The sequence below is a fragment of the Nonomuraea monospora genome (assembly GCF_039531895.1).
Classification (GTDB): domain Bacteria; phylum Actinomycetota; class Actinomycetes; order Streptosporangiales; family Streptosporangiaceae; genus Nonomuraea; species Nonomuraea monospora.
Genome location: NZ_BAAAQX010000018.1, coordinates 216,020 through 232,131, shown reverse-complemented (window position 1 = coordinate 232,131; position 16,112 = coordinate 216,020). Strand labels below are relative to the sequence as shown.

The following is a 16,112-nucleotide window of genomic DNA, read 5'->3' as shown; positions in this document are numbered from 1 at the left end:
CCGCGTGGGTCAGTCGCGCAGGAGGGGGAGCAGCTCGTCGCCCTGGCGCTTGAGCTCCGCCAGGTACGGGGTGTCGGAGAGCACGAAGTGGCTGACGCCGAGGGCCTGGTAGTCGCGCAGCGACTTGGCCACGTCCTCGGCGGACCCCACCAGCCAGGTGGTGCCCGCGCCGCCGCCGCCGTACCGGCCGGGGGCGGTGTAGAGGTTGCGGTCGAGCACCTCGCCCCTGGCGGCCAGGTCGAGCAGGCGGCGCTGGCCGACGGCGGCGTGCCAGTTCACGTCGCCCGCGACGGCGCCCGCCGCCATCCTGGCGACCCTGGCCTCGGCGTCGGCCCAGGCCTGCTCGGTGGTGTCGCGCACGACCGTGGTGACCCGCAGGCCGAACTCCAGCGGCGGCAGCTCACGGCCGAGCCGCTCGCCGAGCTGCTTGAGCCGTGCGATGCGCGCCGCGATGCCGTCGAGCGGCTCGCCCCAGAAGAGCTGCACGTCGGCCTCGGTGGCGGCCACCCGCTCCGCGGCCTGCGAGGCGCCGCCGAAGTAGAGCCGGGGGTGCCTGCGCTCGCCCCGCACCACGGGCCGCGGCACGACGGTCGAGCCGGTGACGCTGAAGTGCTCGCCGCGGTGGGTGACGTCCTCCTCGGTCCACAGCCTGCGTACGAGCCGCATGAACTCCTTGGTACGGCTGTAGCGGTGGGCCTGGTCGCCCTCGCTGTCACCGTACGCCGCCAGGTCGTCCTTGCCCGACACGACGTTGACCAGCACCCGCCCGCCGGTGAGGTGGTCCAGGGTCGCGGCGGCCGAGGCGAAGTGGGCCGGACGCCAGTAGCCGGGCCGCACCGCGATGAGCGGCTGGAACGTGGTCGTCCGCGCGGCCAGCGCGGTGGCCACGGTGAACGTGTCGGGCCGTCCCCAGCCGGTGCCGATGAGCGCCCCGGCCCAGCCGTGCCGTTCGAGGGCTTCGGCGTGGCCGCTGAGGGTCGGCAGGCTGTTGTGGCCGGCGACGGTGTCGTCGCCGCGATGCCCCGGCTGGGCCTGGTTCGGGATGTACCAGAGGAACTGGAGGCTCATACGACAAAAACCTACTATTCATGTAGGTTAAGTTCAATTACGCTGTCCCATGTGATGAGAACGCTGCACCTCAACGCCTTCCTCATGGGCGTCGGCCACCACGAGGCCGCCTGGCGCCACCCCCGCAGCCAGCCCGCCAGGATCGCCGACGTCCGCCACTACCAGGAGCTGGCCAGGATCGCCGAGCGCGGCAGGCTGGACTCCGTCTTCCTCGCCGACGGCCTCGCCCTGGCAGGCAAGGTCCGGCACAACGCCCTCGGCGGCCTCGAACCGCTGACCCTGCTGGTCGCCCTGGCCGCCGTCACCGAGCACATCGGGCTCATCGCCACCGTGTCGACCACGTACAACGAGCCCTTCCACGTGGCACGCAAGTTCGCCTCGCTCGACCACATCAGCGGCGGGCGCGCGGGCTGGAACATCGTCACCTCCGCGGGCGAGGCGGAAGCGGCCAACTTCGGCGTGGAACGCCCCCCGCACGCCACCCGCTACGCCAGGGCCACCGAGTTCCTGGAGGTGGTCACCAAGCTGTGGGACAGCTGGGAGGACGACGCGATCCGCGCCGACAGAGCCGCCGGCGAGTACGCCGACCTGCGCAGGATCCACGAGATCGACCACGCGGGCGAGCACTTCACCGTCAAGGGCCCGCTGAACACCTCCCGCCCGCCCCAGGGACACCCGCTGCTCGTCCAGGCCGGGTCGTCGGAGGACGGCAAGGAGTTCGCCGCCCGCCACGCCGAGGCCGTCTTCACCGCCCAGCAGACCCTCCAGGAGGCGCGGGAGTTCTACGCCGACCTCAAGCGCAGGCTCCCCGCTCACGGGCGGCGCCCCGAAGACGTGCTCGTCCTGCCCGGCATCTCGCCGATCATCGGCTCGACCGAGCGGGAGGCGCGCGCCCTGGAACGGGAGCTCGACGAGCTCGTCATCCCCGCGTACGGGCTGGCCCAGCTCTCCCACCTGACCGGCCTCGACCTGACCGAGCAGCACCTCGACGGCCCGCTGCCCGACGTGCCCGCCGAGACCGAGGGCGCGCAGAGCCGCCGCAAGCTCGTCGTCGACCTCGCCAGGCGCGAGCGGCTCACCGTCAGGCAGCTCCTGTCGCGGCTGGCGGGCGGGCGCGGGCACCGGGTCGTCGCGGGCACGCCCGAGCAGATCGCCGACCAGCTCCAGGAGTGGTTCACCGAAGGGGCGGCGGACGGCTTCAACATCATGCCGCCGCTGCTGCCCAGCGGCCTGGAGGCGTTCGTGGACCTCGTCGTGCCGGAGCTGCGGGCGCGCGGGCTGTTCCGGCACGAGTACGAGGGCCGCACCCTGCGCGCCAACTACGGCCTGCCGCGCCCGCCCTCCCGCTACGCTCCCGTCGCCTGACCTGACGCCTCCACCGCTGACAGCAGCTTCACGGAGCTCCTACTCGAAACGTGCGTTGTCGGGCGCGGTCATGTGCCGCAGCAGCGGCAGCGCCATGAGGATCACCAGCAGGGACGCGGCCAGGCCGCCCCCCACGGACACGAAGTAGCCGGGCCCCGGCACGGCCAGGGACGCGCCCTTCATCGCGAGCCGGTCGATGAACGGCCCCGCCACCCCGAACCCCGCCAGGGCGGCGACGGCGGCGGCCAGGACCAGCGGCAGCGCCGACTCCAGCAGCACCACCGTGGCCAGGGTGCGGGACGGCGCGCCGGTCAGCCGCAGCAGCGTGAACGGCTGCCTGCGCTCCATCAGCCCGCCGCCGACCGCCACCACGAGACTGCACCCGCCGGCGAGCAGGGTCAGCGCGACCATGGCCAGCGCGATGTTCTCGACCTGCGTGAAGATCGTCGCCCTGGCCTGGGCGACCTCGGCGAAGGTCATCGGCGCGCCCGCGCTGTAGCGCGCCAGCAGGGTGCGGATCTCCTCCAGCCCGTCCTTGTCGTCCATGCTCACCAGGACCGCCGCCAGGCCGAGCCCCTCGGTGGAGACGGACGTGCCGACAAGGGGAAGCAGCTTGTCGATGGTTAGCGGATTGTCGGCCTCGACGACCCGGTCGAAGGCGCCCGACACCGCCTGCGCGCCCGCCGGGCACCGCCCGAGCGCGGGGTAGCGGGCCAGGCTCGCGCAGTCCACGGCCGTGCTGGGCGGCGGCGGGCCGTCGCCGGCCAGGTGCTCCTCCGCGCCGCGCGGCAGCGCGTAGATCGGCAGCACCTCCAAGCCCCGATGCGCCCGCAACCGCGCGAGCAGCTCCGCCCCCGCCTGCGGCGACAGCCCGCCGCGCCCGGGATCCGGGGCGAGGGGCGCGCGCAGCACGTCGGTGAGCGCGCCGCCCGCCACCGCCCGCTGGCCCGAGACCACGGCCGGGACGATGCCCGCGATCGCCGTCCCCATGAACACCGCCAGCACGAGCCCGCTCACCGACCGGAACGCGGCCCGCGAATCGGCCGCCAGCCGCTGCGCGGCCAGCAGGGTCGCCGCGCCGCCCGTCAGCCGGGCGGCGAGCCGGGCCGCCAGCATCGTCAGCCAGGGGCCCGCCAGGACCAGCCCGGCCATGACCAGCGCCAGGGCCGCCCCCGCCAGAACGGGATCCGGCTCGCGCCCGCCGCCCTGGAACGCCGGGCCGGCGAACAGGGCCGGCCCCGCCAGCAGCGGGATCACCCGCCAGGCCCTCGGCGGGCGGGCGGCGGCCTTCCTCGCGACGCCGAGCGGGGAGATCCGCACGCGGCGCAGCGACCACAGGGCCGAGCCGCCCGCCAGCAGCGGGACCCCCGCGAGCACGGCCGCGTACTGCCAGGGCGCGGGCGTGACCAGGCCGGGGAAGAAGCGGGAGCCGGTGACCTCGATCAGCGCCACGGCCGGGCGGACGAGCTGGAACAGCGCGGCGCCGAGCAGCGCCCCCAGCAGCGCGCCGAGCGCGGCCTCCACCGCGGCCAGCACGCCGACCTGCCGGGACGTCCCGCCCGCCAGCCGGATCGCGGCGAACCGCGCCTCCCGCCTGGCCGCGGCCAGCCGGGTCGCGGTGTTCACCAGCACCAGCAGCGGGACGAGCAGGCCGATCGCGGCGACGGCGAAACCGAAGCGGTAGAGGCCGCTGTCGTCGTCGCGCAGGGACGCCTCCGGCGCCGTCTCCACTGCGTCCACCTGCCGCGTGCCGACCAGGGCGGCGACCTCCTCCGGCGTCCTGCCCACCACGACGACCAGCTCGTCGGGGCCGGACAGCGCCGCCTGGCCGATGGTCCCCGCGCGGGCGCCGGGGAAACGATCGGCGAGCTGCCCGCGCGGCACCGCGTCCAGCAGCTCGCCCAGCGCGGGCGAGACGTAGAGCTGACCCGGGGCGGGCATGCGCGCCAGGCCGGGGACGACCGGAGCCTGCGCGCCCAGCGCGGCGGCGTCCAGGCGCTTGATCGTGCGGCCCGCGTAGTAGTCCTCGTGGTAGTTCCACAGCGCGCCGGTGGCGGTCGCGTCGAGGACCCAGCCGCTGGGGGCGGTGCCGGTGGTGCACTCCCAGCAGGGGCGGGCCGTGGTGGACTCGAAGGCGTTGAACAGCGACAGCGTGGTGAGCAGCACCGTGACGCCGATCGCCACGCCGGTCACGATCAGCGCCAGCCTGGCCGCCGCCTCCCTGCCGCCGCGCAACGACAGCCGCAGCCCCAGCAGGATCATCGAACGACCTCACCGGCACAGGCGCTGTTCCGCTCCGCGTAGGGGTCGGTGAGGCGGCCGTCCCGTACGATCACCTCCCGGTCGGCGAAGGCGGCCACCCTGGCGTCGTGGGTCACCACGATCACCGTCGTGCCCTCCTCCCGCGCCAGCCCGACCAGCAGCTCCATGACCTGCTCACCGGCCAGCGAATCGAGCGCCCCCGTCGGCTCGTCAGCGAACAGCACCCGCGGCCCCGTCACCAGCGCCCTGGCGACCGCCACCCGCTGCGCCTGCCCTCCCGACAACTCACTGGTACGCCGCCCGCCCAGCTCTCCCAGCCCCAGCCGCTCCAGCCACTCACCGGCCCGCCCGTAGGCCTCCTTGCGCCTGGTCCGCCCCAGCAACATCGGCAGGGCGACGTTGTCGGCCACGGTCAGCTCCGGCACGAGCTGCCCGAACTGGAACACGAACCCGAACGCGGTCCGCCGCAGCTCGGTGCGCCGGGCGTCGCTCATCGTGTCCAGCCGATCGCCCCGGAACCACACCTCGCCGCTGTCGGGCGTGAAGATCCCGGCCAGGCAGTGCAGCAGCGTCGACTTCCCCGCCCCACTGGGACCCATGACCGCGACGATCTCCCCGGCCCCCACCGCCAGATCGGCCTCACGCAACGCCGGAGTGCGCCCGTAGGAGCGGCTGAGCCCGCGCGCTTCGATGATCACTGCTCACGCACCATGGCCGCCAGCGCCCCCAGCCGCGCCTGCGTGACATCGATCCACCGCAGATCCGCCTCCAGATGGAACATGCCGTGGTCGGCCAGCAACGCGTCGGTCAGCGAGCCCGTCCGCTTGATCTGCGTGAACTCCCGCATCCGCCGCAGATGCGTGGCCCGCTGCAGATCCAGGTAACCCGCCGCGTCCCGCCCCAGCATCAGCGCCAGCACGACCTTCGTGAACAGCACCGTCTGCAGGTACGGCTCCGCCGCCACCGGCTCCGCCAGCCACACCTCCACCTCCCGCGTGCCCAGCGGGGTGATGGCGTACCGCTTGCGGTCGGGGCCGTCACCCGGCTCGCTCTGCCCGGCCGTGACCTTGCCGTCCCTGGCCAGGCGGCCGAGGGTGGAGTACACCTGGCCGAAGGGGAGGGGTTTGCCCTGGCCGAAGAAGGTGTCGTAGTCGCGCTTGAGGTCGTAGCCGTGGCTGGGCTCGCGTTCGAGCAGGCCTAGCAGCGCGAGAGGAACGCTCATGACGGCCGACTATACACCGGGGGTATAGATCGGAACCCCACGGCTTGTTCGGCGCGTATCACATAGATGAATGTCGATGAGCTGCGGGCGGCGCTCGCGGCCACGGATGTCGATCCGTGCATGTACTGCGTTCTGGAGAAGCCGGATGACTGCCAGTGGGTCCTGCGTAGACAAGGCAAGGTGTGGTTGACGTTCTGGATGGAAAGAGGCCGCAAGTTTCATCTCGAGCGGTTCAAGACGGAGAGCGCCGCATGCGAATACTTTTACAACCAGGTCACGAACCGGGCCTTCTGAACCGCATCAGCGGTCCGGAAGGCGGGCCACGACGGTTCAGGGCTTGAGATACCTGTGCGCCCACTCCTCGAACGAGGTGAGCGGGATGCCGAGCGCCCGGGCGTACTCCGGCCGGGCCGGCTGGCCGACCACGTTGAGGAACTCGTGGGAGGTGACGGCGTACAGCGGCATCCCGGCGGCGGTGGCCTCCTCCACGGTCATGTCCGGGGCGGTCAGCGGGGTGCCGAAGGCGCTGGACAGGATCTCGGCGATCCGCGTCATCGGCAGGTGGTCGCCGGCCAGTTCCAGCTCGACCTCGTGGAAGCGCTCCGGGGCGGCGATGGCCGCGGCGGCCGCCGCGCCGATGTCGTCGGACGCGATGAGGGAGAGGTGGGTGCCGGGCTTCAGCACGGTCGCCAGGCCGCCCTCGACTCCGCGGGGGAGCAGGTAGGCCAGGGACGGGAGGAAGTTCTCCATGAAGAAGCCCGGCTTGATGATCGTCCAGTGGGTGAAGCCGGCCGCGCGCACCCGGTCCTGGGCGCCGGTCTTCGGGGCGTAGACGCGCTCCATCGGCGCCCACCGGCCCTCGGCCCAGCCGGGGGCCTCGGTGTGCCGGCCCGCGCCGGAGACGGAGGTGTGCACGAACTGCGGCACGCCGGCCGCCCGGGCGGCTTCGATGAGGTTGACGGCCTGGGCCAGCTCGCCCTCGAAGCTGTAGGCGCCGTCGATGATCGGCGGCATCTGCACGGAGAAGACGGCCCGGGCTCCCGACACGGGGCCGGTCAGGGAGCCGGGGTCGTTCAGGTCGCCGACGGCCAGCTCCGCGCCGAGGGCCTCGACCGCCTTCGCGCGGTCGCTGCCGGGGTCGCGGACCAGGGCCCGGACGGGGATGCCGGACGCGAGCAGGGCGCGGGCGGTGGCGCCGCCCTGCCGCCCGGTGGCGCCGGTGACCAGGACGGGGGCGTTGTCAAGGGGCATGGGGATCTCCAAGCGTCGTAAACGGCGGGGCCCGCCGTTTATCTTCCGGTAAGATACGGCGGACCCCGCCACTTAGCAAACGTGAGGTGATGCGATGCCCGTCCAGCGCGCGGACGCACGGCGCAACTACGCGCTGCTGCTCGCCGTCGCCAAGGAGGCGATCGCCGAGTACGGCCCCGACGCGTCCCTGGAGCAGATGGCCCGCACGGCGGGAGTCGGATCCGCGACCCTGCGCCGGCACTTCCCCAGCCGTCAGGCGCTGCTGGAGGCGGTCTTCCGCGAGCAGGTCGACAGCCTGTGCGCCCTCGCCCGCGACCTGACCGCCGGGCCCGACACCAGGGCCGCGCTGCTGGAATGGCTGAGCGCCGTCACCGCGGCCACCGCCACCATCAGGGGGCTGGCCATCGCGCTGACCCGCGAGCAGGCGGGCGACCCCGACGCGGGCGAGCCCTGCTGCACCGCGCAGCTCACCGAGGCCGGCGCCCCCCTGGTACGCCGCGCCGCCGACGCGGGCACGCTGACGCCAGGCGTGACCATCACCGACCTGCTCACCCTGATCACCGGCATCGCCCTGGCCTCCGAACACCACCCGCGGGCCGCCGCCGAGGCGCAGCGGCTGCTCGGCCTGGCCGTCAGGGGAGTCAGCCCGCCCCGCGAGTGACCGGAGTGACAGCGGAGCGCTGTGTGGTCGCGCGGTCGCTAAATGGAGCGTTCCGACGAGTCGAGGGCGGCGGCGACGGCGTCCTCGACCCGCTCGTGCACCGGGAGGTGCGCCACCACGCCCGTGATCTCGAACAGGCGGGCCGGCAGCGGCTGCACGCCCGCGAGATGCACGACGCCGCCCGCCCGCAGGCAGTCGGTGGCGCACTTCAGCAGGACGTGCAGGCCCGAGCTGTCCATGAACGGCACCCCGGACAGGTCGAACACCAGCCGCTCCGCGGGCGCCGCCCTGGCCTCCTGGAGGTAGGTCTCAAGGTCAGCTCGGTTGGTGGCGTCCATCTCACCGGTCACAGCGATCACCGTGACCCCGGGCAGGTGCTGGTGCGCCAGCGTCAATGGCGGCATCTGCGGATTCACCGCGCCCGCCGGCGGAACTTGACCATCAATGAAGGATAGACCGCCGGAGTCGTCGGCGATATCCCGGTTTTTGCTGGTGTGATGGCGGATCCGTGCCACCCGTGCGCCGGGAGGTGAGCGGGATGCGGGTGGTCAGCGTCGCCCGGGCGGGGTCAGCCGTGCGCGTCCGACAACCGGCGCGCTTCGTCGGCCCACCCGGCGAGGAACATCATGGTGGCGCCGCGTTCCCCGAAGAGGCGGGCGGCCTCCACGGTCGCCTGGCCGCCGTACCCCACAGGCTGCCGATCGAGGTGCCGCAACATGCGCGGCACCAGCCAGTCGTACTTGACCGCAGAGGCGCAGACGGCCAGCCGCACCAGCCGCTCGTGTCCCCGCCACCCGGCCTCGCGCAGCCCGCGCAGGTACCCGCCGCACACGGCCGCGTCCAGCTCGGGCAGCCGCGCGGCCGGCACGTACAGGTCGAAGACGCTGTCGGGGACGTAGTTGCCGACGTCCTCCCCGAGCGCCCCGTCGCCCGCGAACGCCCAGTCGAGCAGCACGATCCCGCCGTCCGCGTCCTGCACCGCGTTGCTGGGCCACAGGTCGAGATGGCACAGCGCCCGGGGCAGCGACTCCAGGACGGACAGGAACCACTCCCGGTCGCGGTGCAGGCGCAGTAGCTCGGCGCGCAGGCCGGGCGGGAAGTGCTCGGCGAGCAGGGGGTGCCGCCAGGTGGCGTCGTCCTCCGAGCAGGCCGTGGCGCTCGATCGTCCAGGCGGTGGCGAACTGCCCGGGCACGTCCTCCAGCCACAGGGCGAGGTCGCCGTCGTCCCGCTCGACCAGCTCCAGCAGGCGCGGGGCGCGCACGCCGGAGCCCGACCACACCGACGGCAGGCCGGTGGCGTAGACGTCGGCCTCCCTGCGCCAGTAGTTCCAGTGCCGCGGGTCGGTCGCGCTCTCCCACCCCTCCTGGCCGTCCTTGCGCCTGGTCAGCACCTTGAGGACGGCGGAGCGGCGCTCCGTGCGCACCCGCCAGATGCCGCCGGTGACGGCGTTCATGGCGTTGTGGGTCAGCGGCTCCACCGCGGTGGCCGGGCCGCCGAGCACCCGGACGATCTCCTCGTCCATGCGGGAGGTCAGAGCTGGAGGGCGTGGTCGAGCAGCGACTGCAACGTGACGGCCCCCACCAGCCCGTCCGCGTCCATCACCGCCACCAGCGGGCTGCGCGTACGGGCCATCAGCGCCGCCAGCTCCAGCACCGTCGCCTTCGAGTCGGTCACCGGCAGCTCGCGCGGCTGCTCCGGCAGGCACTCCCGCACCGTCTTGCCGCCGAGCCGGTGCAGGAACCGGTCCGCGTGGGCCTCGTCCACCACCCGGGCCAGCGCGGGATCGTCCTGGCAGTACGGCGGCACCGCCAGCCGCAGCACCTGCGTGCCGGGCAGGATGCTGAGCGGACGGCCGTCGTCGTCGACCAGGATGAGCCCCGGCAGGTCGCGGTCGGCCAGCAGCCTGGCCGCCTCCAGCGCGGGGGTGTCGAGGGTGACCGTCGGGAAGTCGACGGCCAGGTCGCGTGCGCGCATCGATCGCCTCCGATCACCAGCGTAGCCGTCACCAGGCCCCGGCGAGCGCCCGCCGCCCGTTGGGGAGCCGGCGCCTACGGCAGTTCGGCGAAGCGTTCCACCTGTTCCGTCCGCCCCGACACCAGCACGATGTCCCCGTACGTCAGCTCGGTCTCCGCCGTGGCATAGGTGAACTCCTCCCCAGGCGGCTTCACGGCCACGATCGTCACCCCGTACTTACGCCGCAGATTGGACCTCCCGAGCGGAACCCCCACGTACTCCTTCGGCGGGCTGGTCTTGGCGATGGCGAAGTCCTCGTCCACCTGCATGTAGTCGAGCATCCGCCCCGACACCAGGTGCGCGACCCGCTCGCCCATGTCGTGCTCGGGAAAGACCACGTGGTGGGCCCCGATGCGGCTGAGGATGCGGCCGTGCTGGGTGCTGACGGCCTTGGCCCAGATGTCGTTGATCTCCAGCTCGACCAGCAGCGAGGTGGCCAGGATGCTGGCTTCGACGTCGCTGCCGACGGCCACCACCGCCTGGTAGAAGTCGGGCACGCCGAGCTGGCGCAGCGCCTCCATGTCGGTGGCGTCGGCGGTGGCGATCTGGGTGATCTGGCCCGCCAGGCTCTGGGTGATCTTGGGACGGTGGTCGATGGCCAGGACCTCGGCGCCGCGCCGGGTGAGCTCCAGCGCCAGCGAGGTGCCGAACCGGCCCAGGCCGATGACGACGACCGGATCGCCCTTGTACTCAACCAACGATGACACGCTCCTCGGGTAGCTCGTAGTGCCGGGCGCGCCTGTTGAGTGCGAGGGCGGAGCCCAGGGTGAGTGGGCCGATCCGGCCGATGAACATGAGGACGACCAGCAGCAGGTGGCCGGCCGTGCCGACGTTCGCGGTGATGCCGGTGGACAGGCCCGCCGTGCCGAACGCCGCGACCACTTCGAACAGGACCTGGTCGAGACTGTACGGGGTGAGCGCGAGCAGCGTGTACGTGGCCAGCCCCACGATCGTCACCCCCAGGGCGGTGATCGTGACGGCCTGCCGCTGCGCGGTGTCGGGGAGGCTGCGGTGCCCGATGTTCACCCGTCCCTCGCCGCGCAGCTCGGCCCACACGACGAAGGCCAGCAGCCCGACGGTGGTGACCTTGATGCCGCCGGCGGTGCTCGCGCTGCCGCCGCCGATGAACATCAGCAGGTCGGTGGTGAGCCAGCTCGACGGCTGCATCTGGGAGATGTCGAGGGTGTTGAACCCGGCCGAGCGCGGCATGACGGCGGCGAAGAAGGCGGCCAGCACCTTGCCGCCCTCGTCGAGCGGCCCGAGCGTCCTGGGGTTGCGCCATTCGATCATGAGGAAGGCCAGGGTGCCGAGCAGCAGCAGGACGGCCGTCACCCACACCGTGATCTTCGTCAGGACGGTCCACCTGCGGGGGTGCCGCCAGGAGCGGGCCAGCTCGAAGACCACGGGGAAGCCGAGCCCGCTGACGATGCTGGCGATCGCCACGGTCAGGCAGATCCACCCGTCGGACACGAACCGCATGAGGCTGTCGGGCCACAGCGCGAACCCGGCGTCGTTGAACGCGCTGATCGCGTGGAAGACGCCCAGGTAGAGTGCGCGGCCGAACGGCTCGTCGTACCCGGTGAAGAAGCGGGTGGTGAGCACGGCGGCGGCGACCGCCTCGCACGCCAGGCTGAACAGGACCACCTTGCGCAGGACGTGCCGCACGTCGCTCATGCTGAGCGTCTTGGTCTCGGCCTGCACCACGATCTTGGCGCGCAGGCCTAACCGGCCGGAGACGAGCAGCGTGAAGATGGTCGCCATCGTCATGATCCCCAGGCCGCCCACCTGGACCAGCCCGGCGATCACCAGCTCGCCGAACACCGACCAGTGCGACTCGGTGTCGACGAGGGCCAGCCCCGTCACGCAGACGGCGGACGTCGCGGTGAACAGCGCGGCCACCCAGCCCGCCGACTCGCCGGTGGTGGTGGCGATCGGCAGCGCGAGCAGGCCCGTGCCGACGGCGACGGTCAGCCCGAACGCGGCGACCACGACCTGCGCCGGGTGCCGCAAGCGCGAGGTGAGCGGCGTCAGCACCCCCATCACCGCACCTCGCGGCGGCGGCGCCGACACCCGCCAGCTCGGCCACGCATCCGCGAACGCCTCCCCCGACCATCCGACCGGCGGTCCTCGCCGACCGGACTTCCCGGCGCACTACCGTAACAGGCAGCGTGGCCGCCGGCGTACCTACGCCTTCTTGACGGGCAAGCTACCTGATGGCGGCGGTTACTTGAGCGGGTCGTGACCCCAGTTCATGAGCGAGTAGCGCCACCGGGTGTCGGTCACGTCCCCGGAGGGACGCTGGGCGAGGTGGCGGTGGACGTAGCCGACGACCTTGTGCATGTGCGCGTAGTCGCCGTCCGACCGGTCGGACTTCTTGCCCTGCAGCAGCTTGATGATCTTACGGCCGGACTCGTGGCCCACCGACTCGCCGCCGTCGTCCTTCTGCCCGACGGACTTCGACTCGTCGGTGGCCAGCCAGTGTTCGAGCTCCTTCGCGGTCATGTTCACGGCCTTGCCGAACTCGTCCGCGATGGTCTTCTTCTCGTTGTCGGAGGAGGTCATTTGCCGCCCTTGCGGAGCGCGGACGGCTTGTGCACGGCCTTGCCGCCGCTCTTGTCGCTGCGCACCACGTACTGCGGATCCTCCGGGGAGGCGGCGACCGTGCGCCCGCCCTCCTTCTGCCGCTTGGTGACCTTCTTCTCGACCCTGCCCTTGGCGGTGGAGCCGTGGCTCTTCCAGGAGACCTCGTCGCCAGGCGAGAGGTCCTTGTCGTTCTTCTTCTTGGTCATGTCGAGCCGCGCTACCCGCCGCGCCGCCCGGCAGCCGCCGGCCGCCGATTCTTTACCGCAGCGAGCCGAAGAACTCGCGCAGCTCCGTGACCAGCACGTCCGGCGTCTCCAGCGCCGCGAAGTGACCGCCGCGGCCGAACTCCGTCCAGCGCACCACGTGGTGCGTGCGCTCGGCCAGCGGACGCACCGAGAAGTCCGTCGGGAACACCGCCACCGCCGTCGGCACGGTCCCGCGCTCCACCGGCCGCCACATGGCCGCGTCGTTGAACCGCTCGAAGTACGTGTGCGCCGACGACCCGGCCGTCTGTGTGAACCAGTAGACGCTCACGTCGGCGAGGATGCGGTCGCGGTCCACGGCGTCCTCGGGCAGCTCGGCGGCCGGGTCCGTCCAGTCCTTGAACCGCTCCACGATCCACGCGAGCTGACCGGCGGGGGAGTCGTGCAGCGAGGCGGCGATGGTCTGCGGGCGGGTGCCGTGCAGCCGCAGGTAGGCGCCCAGCTTCTCCTGCCATTCCGCCATCCCGGCCAGCCGGGCGCGCTCCGCCTCGGTCAGCGACCCCATCACCTCGGGGTGCGGGAACGTGAGCAGCGCGTTGACGTGCACCCCGAGCACCCGGCCTGGCGCGGCCCTGCCGACCAGCGGGGCGATGAACGCCGACACGTCGCCGCCCTGGACGCCGTACCGCTCGTACCCGAGCCGGGCCATCAGCTCCGCCATCGCGGCGGCCGTGCGCCCGTCGGTCCACCCGGCGCCGGGCAGCGGCCCGGAGAAGCCGTAGCCGGGCAGCGACGGGATCACCAGGTGGAAGGCGGGGCCGCCGTCCTGGCCCGGGTCCGTGAGCGGGCCGATCAGGTCGAGGAACTCGATCACCCCGCCGGGCCAGCCGTGCAGGAGCAGCAGCGGGACGGCGTCCCGCGCGGCCGAGCGGACGTGCAGGAAGTGCACGTCCGCGCCGTCCACGGTGGTGGTGAACTGCGGGTACGCGTTCAGCGCCGCCTCCTGGGCGCGCCAGTCGAAGCCGTCGGACCAGTACTCGGCCAGCGGCCGCAGGTAGCTGGTGGGGACGCCGCGCTCCCAGCCGGTGCCGGGCAGGTCGGGGGCCCAGCGCGTACGCCGGAGCCGGTCGCGCAGGTCGTCGAGCTGCTCCTGCGGGATGTCGATACGGTACGGCCGGATCTGCGGGCTGTTCGTCATGTCCGCGACAGTAGAAGTGAATGGTGACAGGTTCCGGCACCGATTCCAGGCCAGAATGGTGCCATGTTGGAGACCTCGGCCCGGCTGCTCCGCCTGCTGTCGCTGCTCCAGTCGCGCAGGGACTGGACCGGCGCCGAGCTGGCCGGGCGGCTGCGGGTCGGCCTGCGCACGGTGCGGCGCGACGTCGAGCGGCTGCGCGAGCTCGGCTACCCCGTGGACGCCACCCCGGGAGTCGCCGGCGGCTACCGGCTCGGCGTCGGCGCCGCGCTGCCGCCGCTGCTGCTGGACGACGAGGAGGCGGTGGCCGTGGCCATCAGCCTGCGCACCGCCGCCACCGGCAGCGTCGCCGGCCTGGGGGAGGACGCGCTGCGGGCGCTGGCCAAGATGCAGCAGCTCCTCCCGTCGCGGCTGCGGCACCGGGTCGGCGCGTTCCAGGACGCCACCGTGGCGCTCACGGGAGCCGCCGCGCCCGAGGTGAACGCCGACCTGCTGACCGCCGTCGCCGCCGCCTGCCGCGACCACCGGCGGCTGCGGCTGCGCTACCGGGGGCGCGACGGCGTCTCGGAGCGGGAGGTGGAGCCGCACCGGCTGGTGCACACGCCGCGCCGGTGGTACCTGCTGGCCTGGGACGTGGGCAAGGACGGCTGGCGGACGTTCCGGGTGGACCGCGTCGAGGGGCCGCTCGGGCTGCCGGGCGCGCGCTTCACGCCCCGGCCGCTGCCCGAGCAGGACGCGGCGGCGTACGTGTCGCGCTCCATCACCTCGGCCCCGTACCGCTACCAGGCCCGCGTCCTGTTCCACGCGCCGCTGGAGGCGGTCGCGCCGCGCACCTCGCCGGGCGCCGGGCGGCTGGAAGCCCTGGACGAGCGGACCTGCCTGTTCCTGGCCGGCTCCAACTCGCTCGACGAGCTGGCCGTGCACGTCGCGGTCAAGGGCTTCGACTTCGAGGTGCTCGACCCGCCCGAGCTGGTGCCGCACCTGCGGGAAATCGCAGCGCGGATGGAGAGGGCGGCCGGGCATACTGAACGCCATGCCCGCTGACCTGCCCATGACCCTGGACGAGCTGATCGCCGCCGAACGGCGGGGGCGGCGCCTGAAATACCTGTACTTCTGGGGACATCAGCCCGCCGGTGACGGCGAGGTCGGCAAGGGCTGCCTGAGCCAGTGGTGGCCGGTCCCGTTCACCGAGGACGGGCACACGTTCGCCTCGGCCGAGCACTACATGATGGCGCACAAGGCGTGGCTGTTCGGCGACGAGGAGAACGCGGCCAAGGTGCTCGCCGTGCGGCATCCGAAGCAGGCCAAGGAGCTGGGCCGCGCCGTACGCGGCTTCGACCAGGCGACGTGGGAGAAGCGCCGCTTCGACATCGTCGTACGCGGCAACGTGGCCAAGTTCGGCCAGCACGCCGAGCTGGCGGGCTACCTGCTGGGCACCGGCGCGCGGATCCTGGTGGAGGCCAGCCCCGTGGACCGGGTGTGGGGCATCGGCCTGGCCGCCGACGACGACCGCGCCGCCTCGCCGCAGCGGTGGCAGGGCCTCAACCTGCTCGGCTTCGCTCTGATGGCCGCCAGAGCGGCCCTTCGGGACGGGTAGCCCGGCGACCTCTTCAGGTCCTTCAGGACGGGTAGCCCGGCAGGCTCTTCAGGCCCTTCAGGACGGGAAACGCAGGTAGCCGGGCGGCACGCTGTCCACCAGCCACACCCCGTTCTCACTGCGCATGAACGCGTGCCCGTCGGCGTGCATCACCCCCGCCGCCACCACCAGCACCACGGGCACGCCCCGCCGGGACCCCACCCGGGTGGCGGTCTCCCGGTCGGGCGACAGGTGCACGTGGTGGCGGTTCATCGGCCGCAGCCCCTCCCGCCTGATCGCCACCAGGAACCGCCCGACCGTGCCGTGGTAGAGCACCTCGGGCGGCTGCACGGCGGGCAGCCCCAGGTCCACCGGCACCGAGTGCCCCTGGCTGGCCCTGATCCGGCCGGCCTCGATCGCGTACCGGCGCTTGTCGTTGGCCGCGACCACCTCGCGCAGCTCCTCGGAGGTGATCGGGAACCCGTGCGCGGCGGCGGCCCGCAGCAGCTCCTCCACCTCCACCCAGCCGCCCGCGTCGAGGGTGAGGCCGATGCGTTGCGGGTCGTGCCGCAGGTGCCTGGAGAGGTACTTGGAAACGCGAATCATGCGACGTTCGTCCATCAAGGGTCATGGTGCCGTTTGTGACGTCGCTTCGCGACTCCGCCATAGCGGACATTCAGGACACACTTGGCGTTTCATTGGGGCTCCGGGG

General features: G+C 72.8%; 18 protein-coding genes and 1 pseudogene. 5 read left to right on the top strand and 14 right to left on the bottom strand.

What is annotated here, in order from left to right; genetic code table 11:
• Positions 1-9: 9 nt before the first annotated feature.
• Positions 10-1,068, bottom strand: coding sequence for an LLM class flavin-dependent oxidoreductase (locus ABD331_RS31875; RefSeq protein WP_344482718.1), 1,059 nt, complete (start codon positions 1,066-1,068; stop codon positions 10-12).
• A gap of 54 nt (positions 1,069-1,122) precedes the next feature.
• Between ABD331_RS31875 and ABD331_RS31870 the strand changes: the two genes are divergently transcribed.
• Positions 1,123-2,433: an LLM class flavin-dependent oxidoreductase gene (locus ABD331_RS31870; protein WP_344482715.1), complete on the top strand. Its 1,311-nt coding sequence runs from the start codon at positions 1,123-1,125 to the stop codon at positions 2,431-2,433.
• A 39-nt stretch (positions 2,434-2,472) separates the two neighbouring features.
• On the opposite strand, the gene ABD331_RS31865 is transcribed toward ABD331_RS31870, so the two are convergent.
• The 3 genes from ABD331_RS31865 to ABD331_RS31855 are packed head-to-tail and all read right to left on the bottom strand — an operon-like array spanning position 2,473 to position 5,917.
• Positions 2,473-4,695 carry an ABC transporter permease gene (locus tag ABD331_RS31865; RefSeq protein ID WP_344482712.1) on the bottom strand — a complete coding sequence of 741 codons (2,223 nt, stop codon included), beginning with the start codon at positions 4,693-4,695 and terminating at the stop codon, positions 2,473-2,475.
• Positions 4,692-5,393, bottom strand: coding sequence for an ABC transporter ATP-binding protein (locus ABD331_RS31860; RefSeq protein WP_344482709.1), 702 nt, complete (start codon positions 5,391-5,393; stop codon positions 4,692-4,694). Before ABD331_RS31860 ends, ABD331_RS31865 begins: the two co-directional genes overlap by 4 nt.
• Positions 5,390-5,917: a PadR family transcriptional regulator gene (locus tag ABD331_RS31855; protein WP_344482706.1), complete on the bottom strand. Its 528-nt coding sequence runs from the start codon at positions 5,915-5,917 to the stop codon at positions 5,390-5,392. Before ABD331_RS31855 ends, ABD331_RS31860 begins: the two co-directional genes overlap by 4 nt.
• A gap of 66 nt (positions 5,918-5,983) precedes the next feature.
• Between ABD331_RS31855 and ABD331_RS31850 the strand changes: the two genes are divergently transcribed.
• Positions 5,984-6,211 (top strand): hypothetical protein, encoded by a 228-nt coding sequence (locus ABD331_RS31850; RefSeq protein WP_344482703.1) that lies wholly within the window; start codon positions 5,984-5,986, stop codon positions 6,209-6,211.
• A gap of 36 nt (positions 6,212-6,247) precedes the next feature.
• Here the strand turns inward: ABD331_RS31850 and ABD331_RS31845 are convergent, their stop codons facing one another.
• Positions 6,248-7,168 (bottom strand): NmrA family NAD(P)-binding protein, encoded by a 921-nt coding sequence (locus tag ABD331_RS31845; RefSeq protein ID WP_344482700.1) that lies wholly within the window; start codon positions 7,166-7,168, stop codon positions 6,248-6,250.
• A gap of 94 nt (positions 7,169-7,262) precedes the next feature.
• Here ABD331_RS31845 and ABD331_RS31840 point away from each other — a divergent pair, with 94 nt between their 5' ends.
• On the top strand, positions 7,263-7,829 hold the full coding sequence (locus ABD331_RS31840; RefSeq protein WP_344482697.1) for a TetR/AcrR family transcriptional regulator: 567 nt from the start codon (positions 7,263-7,265) through the stop codon (positions 7,827-7,829).
• 38 nt (positions 7,830-7,867) lie between these two features.
• On the opposite strand, the gene ABD331_RS31835 is transcribed toward ABD331_RS31840, so the two are convergent.
• The 8 genes and pseudogenes from ABD331_RS31835 to ABD331_RS31800 form a co-directional block, all read right to left on the bottom strand.
• Positions 7,868-8,233, bottom strand: coding sequence for an STAS domain-containing protein (locus ABD331_RS31835; protein WP_344482694.1), 366 nt, complete (start codon positions 8,231-8,233; stop codon positions 7,868-7,870).
• 164 nt (positions 8,234-8,397) lie between these two features.
• A pseudogene (locus tag ABD331_RS31830) lies at positions 8,398-8,991 on the bottom strand (phosphotransferase family protein); the annotation flags it as partial.
• Positions 8,992-9,360: 369 nt separating this feature from the next.
• Positions 9,361-9,804, bottom strand: a complete 444-nt coding sequence (locus tag ABD331_RS31825; RefSeq protein WP_344482691.1) for a CBS domain-containing protein — start codon at positions 9,802-9,804, stop codon at positions 9,361-9,363.
• Positions 9,805-9,878: 74 nt separating this feature from the next.
• Positions 9,879-10,550 (bottom strand): potassium channel family protein, encoded by a 672-nt coding sequence (locus tag ABD331_RS31820; protein ID WP_425566084.1) that lies wholly within the window; start codon positions 10,548-10,550, stop codon positions 9,879-9,881.
• Entirely contained in the window at positions 10,534-11,883 is a 1,350-nt protein-coding gene (locus ABD331_RS31815; RefSeq protein WP_344482688.1) for a TrkH family potassium uptake protein, read from the bottom strand. The genes ABD331_RS31820 and ABD331_RS31815 overlap by 17 nt, the downstream gene beginning before the upstream one ends.
• A 183-nt stretch (positions 11,884-12,066) precedes the next feature.
• Positions 12,067-12,405, bottom strand: a complete 339-nt coding sequence (locus ABD331_RS31810; RefSeq protein ID WP_344482685.1) for a DUF3140 domain-containing protein — start codon at positions 12,403-12,405, stop codon at positions 12,067-12,069.
• Positions 12,402-12,632, bottom strand: coding sequence for a hypervirulence associated TUDOR domain-containing protein (locus ABD331_RS31805; RefSeq protein WP_344482682.1), 231 nt, complete (start codon positions 12,630-12,632; stop codon positions 12,402-12,404). Before ABD331_RS31805 ends, ABD331_RS31810 begins: the two co-directional genes overlap by 4 nt.
• A 52-nt stretch (positions 12,633-12,684) precedes the next feature.
• The gene (locus tag ABD331_RS31800) at positions 12,685-13,827 is read right to left on the bottom strand and encodes an epoxide hydrolase family protein (RefSeq protein ID WP_344482679.1); all 1,143 of its coding nucleotides are present in this window, start codon (positions 13,825-13,827) and stop codon (positions 12,685-12,687) included.
• Positions 13,828-13,890: 63 nt separating this feature from the next.
• Here ABD331_RS31800 and ABD331_RS31795 point away from each other — a divergent pair, with 63 nt between their 5' ends.
• Together ABD331_RS31795 and ybiA are read left to right on the top strand one after the other, a co-directional pair.
• The gene (locus ABD331_RS31795; RefSeq protein ID WP_344482676.1) at positions 13,891-14,868 is read left to right on the top strand and encodes a helix-turn-helix transcriptional regulator; all 978 of its coding nucleotides are present in this window, start codon (positions 13,891-13,893) and stop codon (positions 14,866-14,868) included.
• Complete coding sequence (gene ybiA, locus ABD331_RS31790) at positions 14,858-15,421, top strand: riboflavin biosynthesis intermediates N-glycosidase (RefSeq protein WP_344482673.1); 564 nt, start codon at positions 14,858-14,860, stop codon at positions 15,419-15,421. The genes ABD331_RS31795 and ybiA overlap by 11 nt, the downstream gene beginning before the upstream one ends.
• 57 nt (positions 15,422-15,478) lie before the next feature.
• Here the strand turns inward: ybiA and ABD331_RS31785 are convergent, their stop codons facing one another.
• On the bottom strand, positions 15,479-16,021 hold the full coding sequence (locus ABD331_RS31785; RefSeq protein WP_344482670.1) for an RNA 2'-phosphotransferase: 543 nt from the start codon (positions 16,019-16,021) through the stop codon (positions 15,479-15,481).
• Positions 16,022-16,112: the final 91 nt, after the last annotated feature.

Excerpts from the sequence above, each read along its gene's own strand:
- ABD331_RS31810 (WP_344482685.1), bottom strand. The coding sequence starts at position 12,405 with ATGACCTCCTCCGACAACGAGAAGAAGACCATCGCGGACGAGTTCGGC.
- ABD331_RS31800 (WP_344482679.1), bottom strand. The coding sequence starts at position 13,827 with ATGACGAACAGCCCGCAGATCCGGCCGTACCGTATCGACATCCCGCAG.
- ABD331_RS31815 (WP_344482688.1), bottom strand. The coding sequence starts at position 11,883 with ATGGGGGTGCTGACGCCGCTCACCTCGCGCTTGCGGCACCCGGCGCAG.
- ABD331_RS31785 (WP_344482670.1), bottom strand. The coding sequence starts at position 16,021 with ATGGACGAACGTCGCATGATTCGCGTTTCCAAGTACCTCTCCAGGCAC.
- ABD331_RS31835 (WP_344482694.1), bottom strand. The coding sequence starts at position 8,233 with ATGCCGCCATTGACGCTGGCGCACCAGCACCTGCCCGGGGTCACGGTG.
- ABD331_RS31855 (WP_344482706.1), bottom strand. The coding sequence starts at position 5,917 with ATGAGCGTTCCTCTCGCGCTGCTAGGCCTGCTCGAACGCGAGCCCAGC.
- ABD331_RS31850 (WP_344482703.1), top strand. The coding sequence starts at position 5,984 with ATGAATGTCGATGAGCTGCGGGCGGCGCTCGCGGCCACGGATGTCGAT.
- ybiA (WP_344482673.1), top strand. The coding sequence starts at position 14,858 with ATGCCCGCTGACCTGCCCATGACCCTGGACGAGCTGATCGCCGCCGAA.
- ABD331_RS31870 (WP_344482715.1), top strand. The coding sequence starts at position 1,123 with ATGAGAACGCTGCACCTCAACGCCTTCCTCATGGGCGTCGGCCACCAC.
- ABD331_RS31840 (WP_344482697.1), top strand. The coding sequence starts at position 7,263 with ATGCCCGTCCAGCGCGCGGACGCACGGCGCAACTACGCGCTGCTGCTC.
- ABD331_RS31795 (WP_344482676.1), top strand. The coding sequence starts at position 13,891 with ATGTTGGAGACCTCGGCCCGGCTGCTCCGCCTGCTGTCGCTGCTCCAG.
- ABD331_RS31805 (WP_344482682.1), bottom strand. The coding sequence starts at position 12,632 with ATGACCAAGAAGAAGAACGACAAGGACCTCTCGCCTGGCGACGAGGTC.
- ABD331_RS31875 (WP_344482718.1), bottom strand. The coding sequence starts at position 1,068 with ATGAGCCTCCAGTTCCTCTGGTACATCCCGAACCAGGCCCAGCCGGGG.
- ABD331_RS31845 (WP_344482700.1), bottom strand. The coding sequence starts at position 7,168 with ATGCCCCTTGACAACGCCCCCGTCCTGGTCACCGGCGCCACCGGGCGG.
- ABD331_RS31825 (WP_344482691.1), bottom strand. The coding sequence starts at position 9,804 with ATGCGCGCACGCGACCTGGCCGTCGACTTCCCGACGGTCACCCTCGAC.
- ABD331_RS31865 (WP_344482712.1), bottom strand. The coding sequence starts at position 4,695 with ATGATCCTGCTGGGGCTGCGGCTGTCGTTGCGCGGCGGCAGGGAGGCG.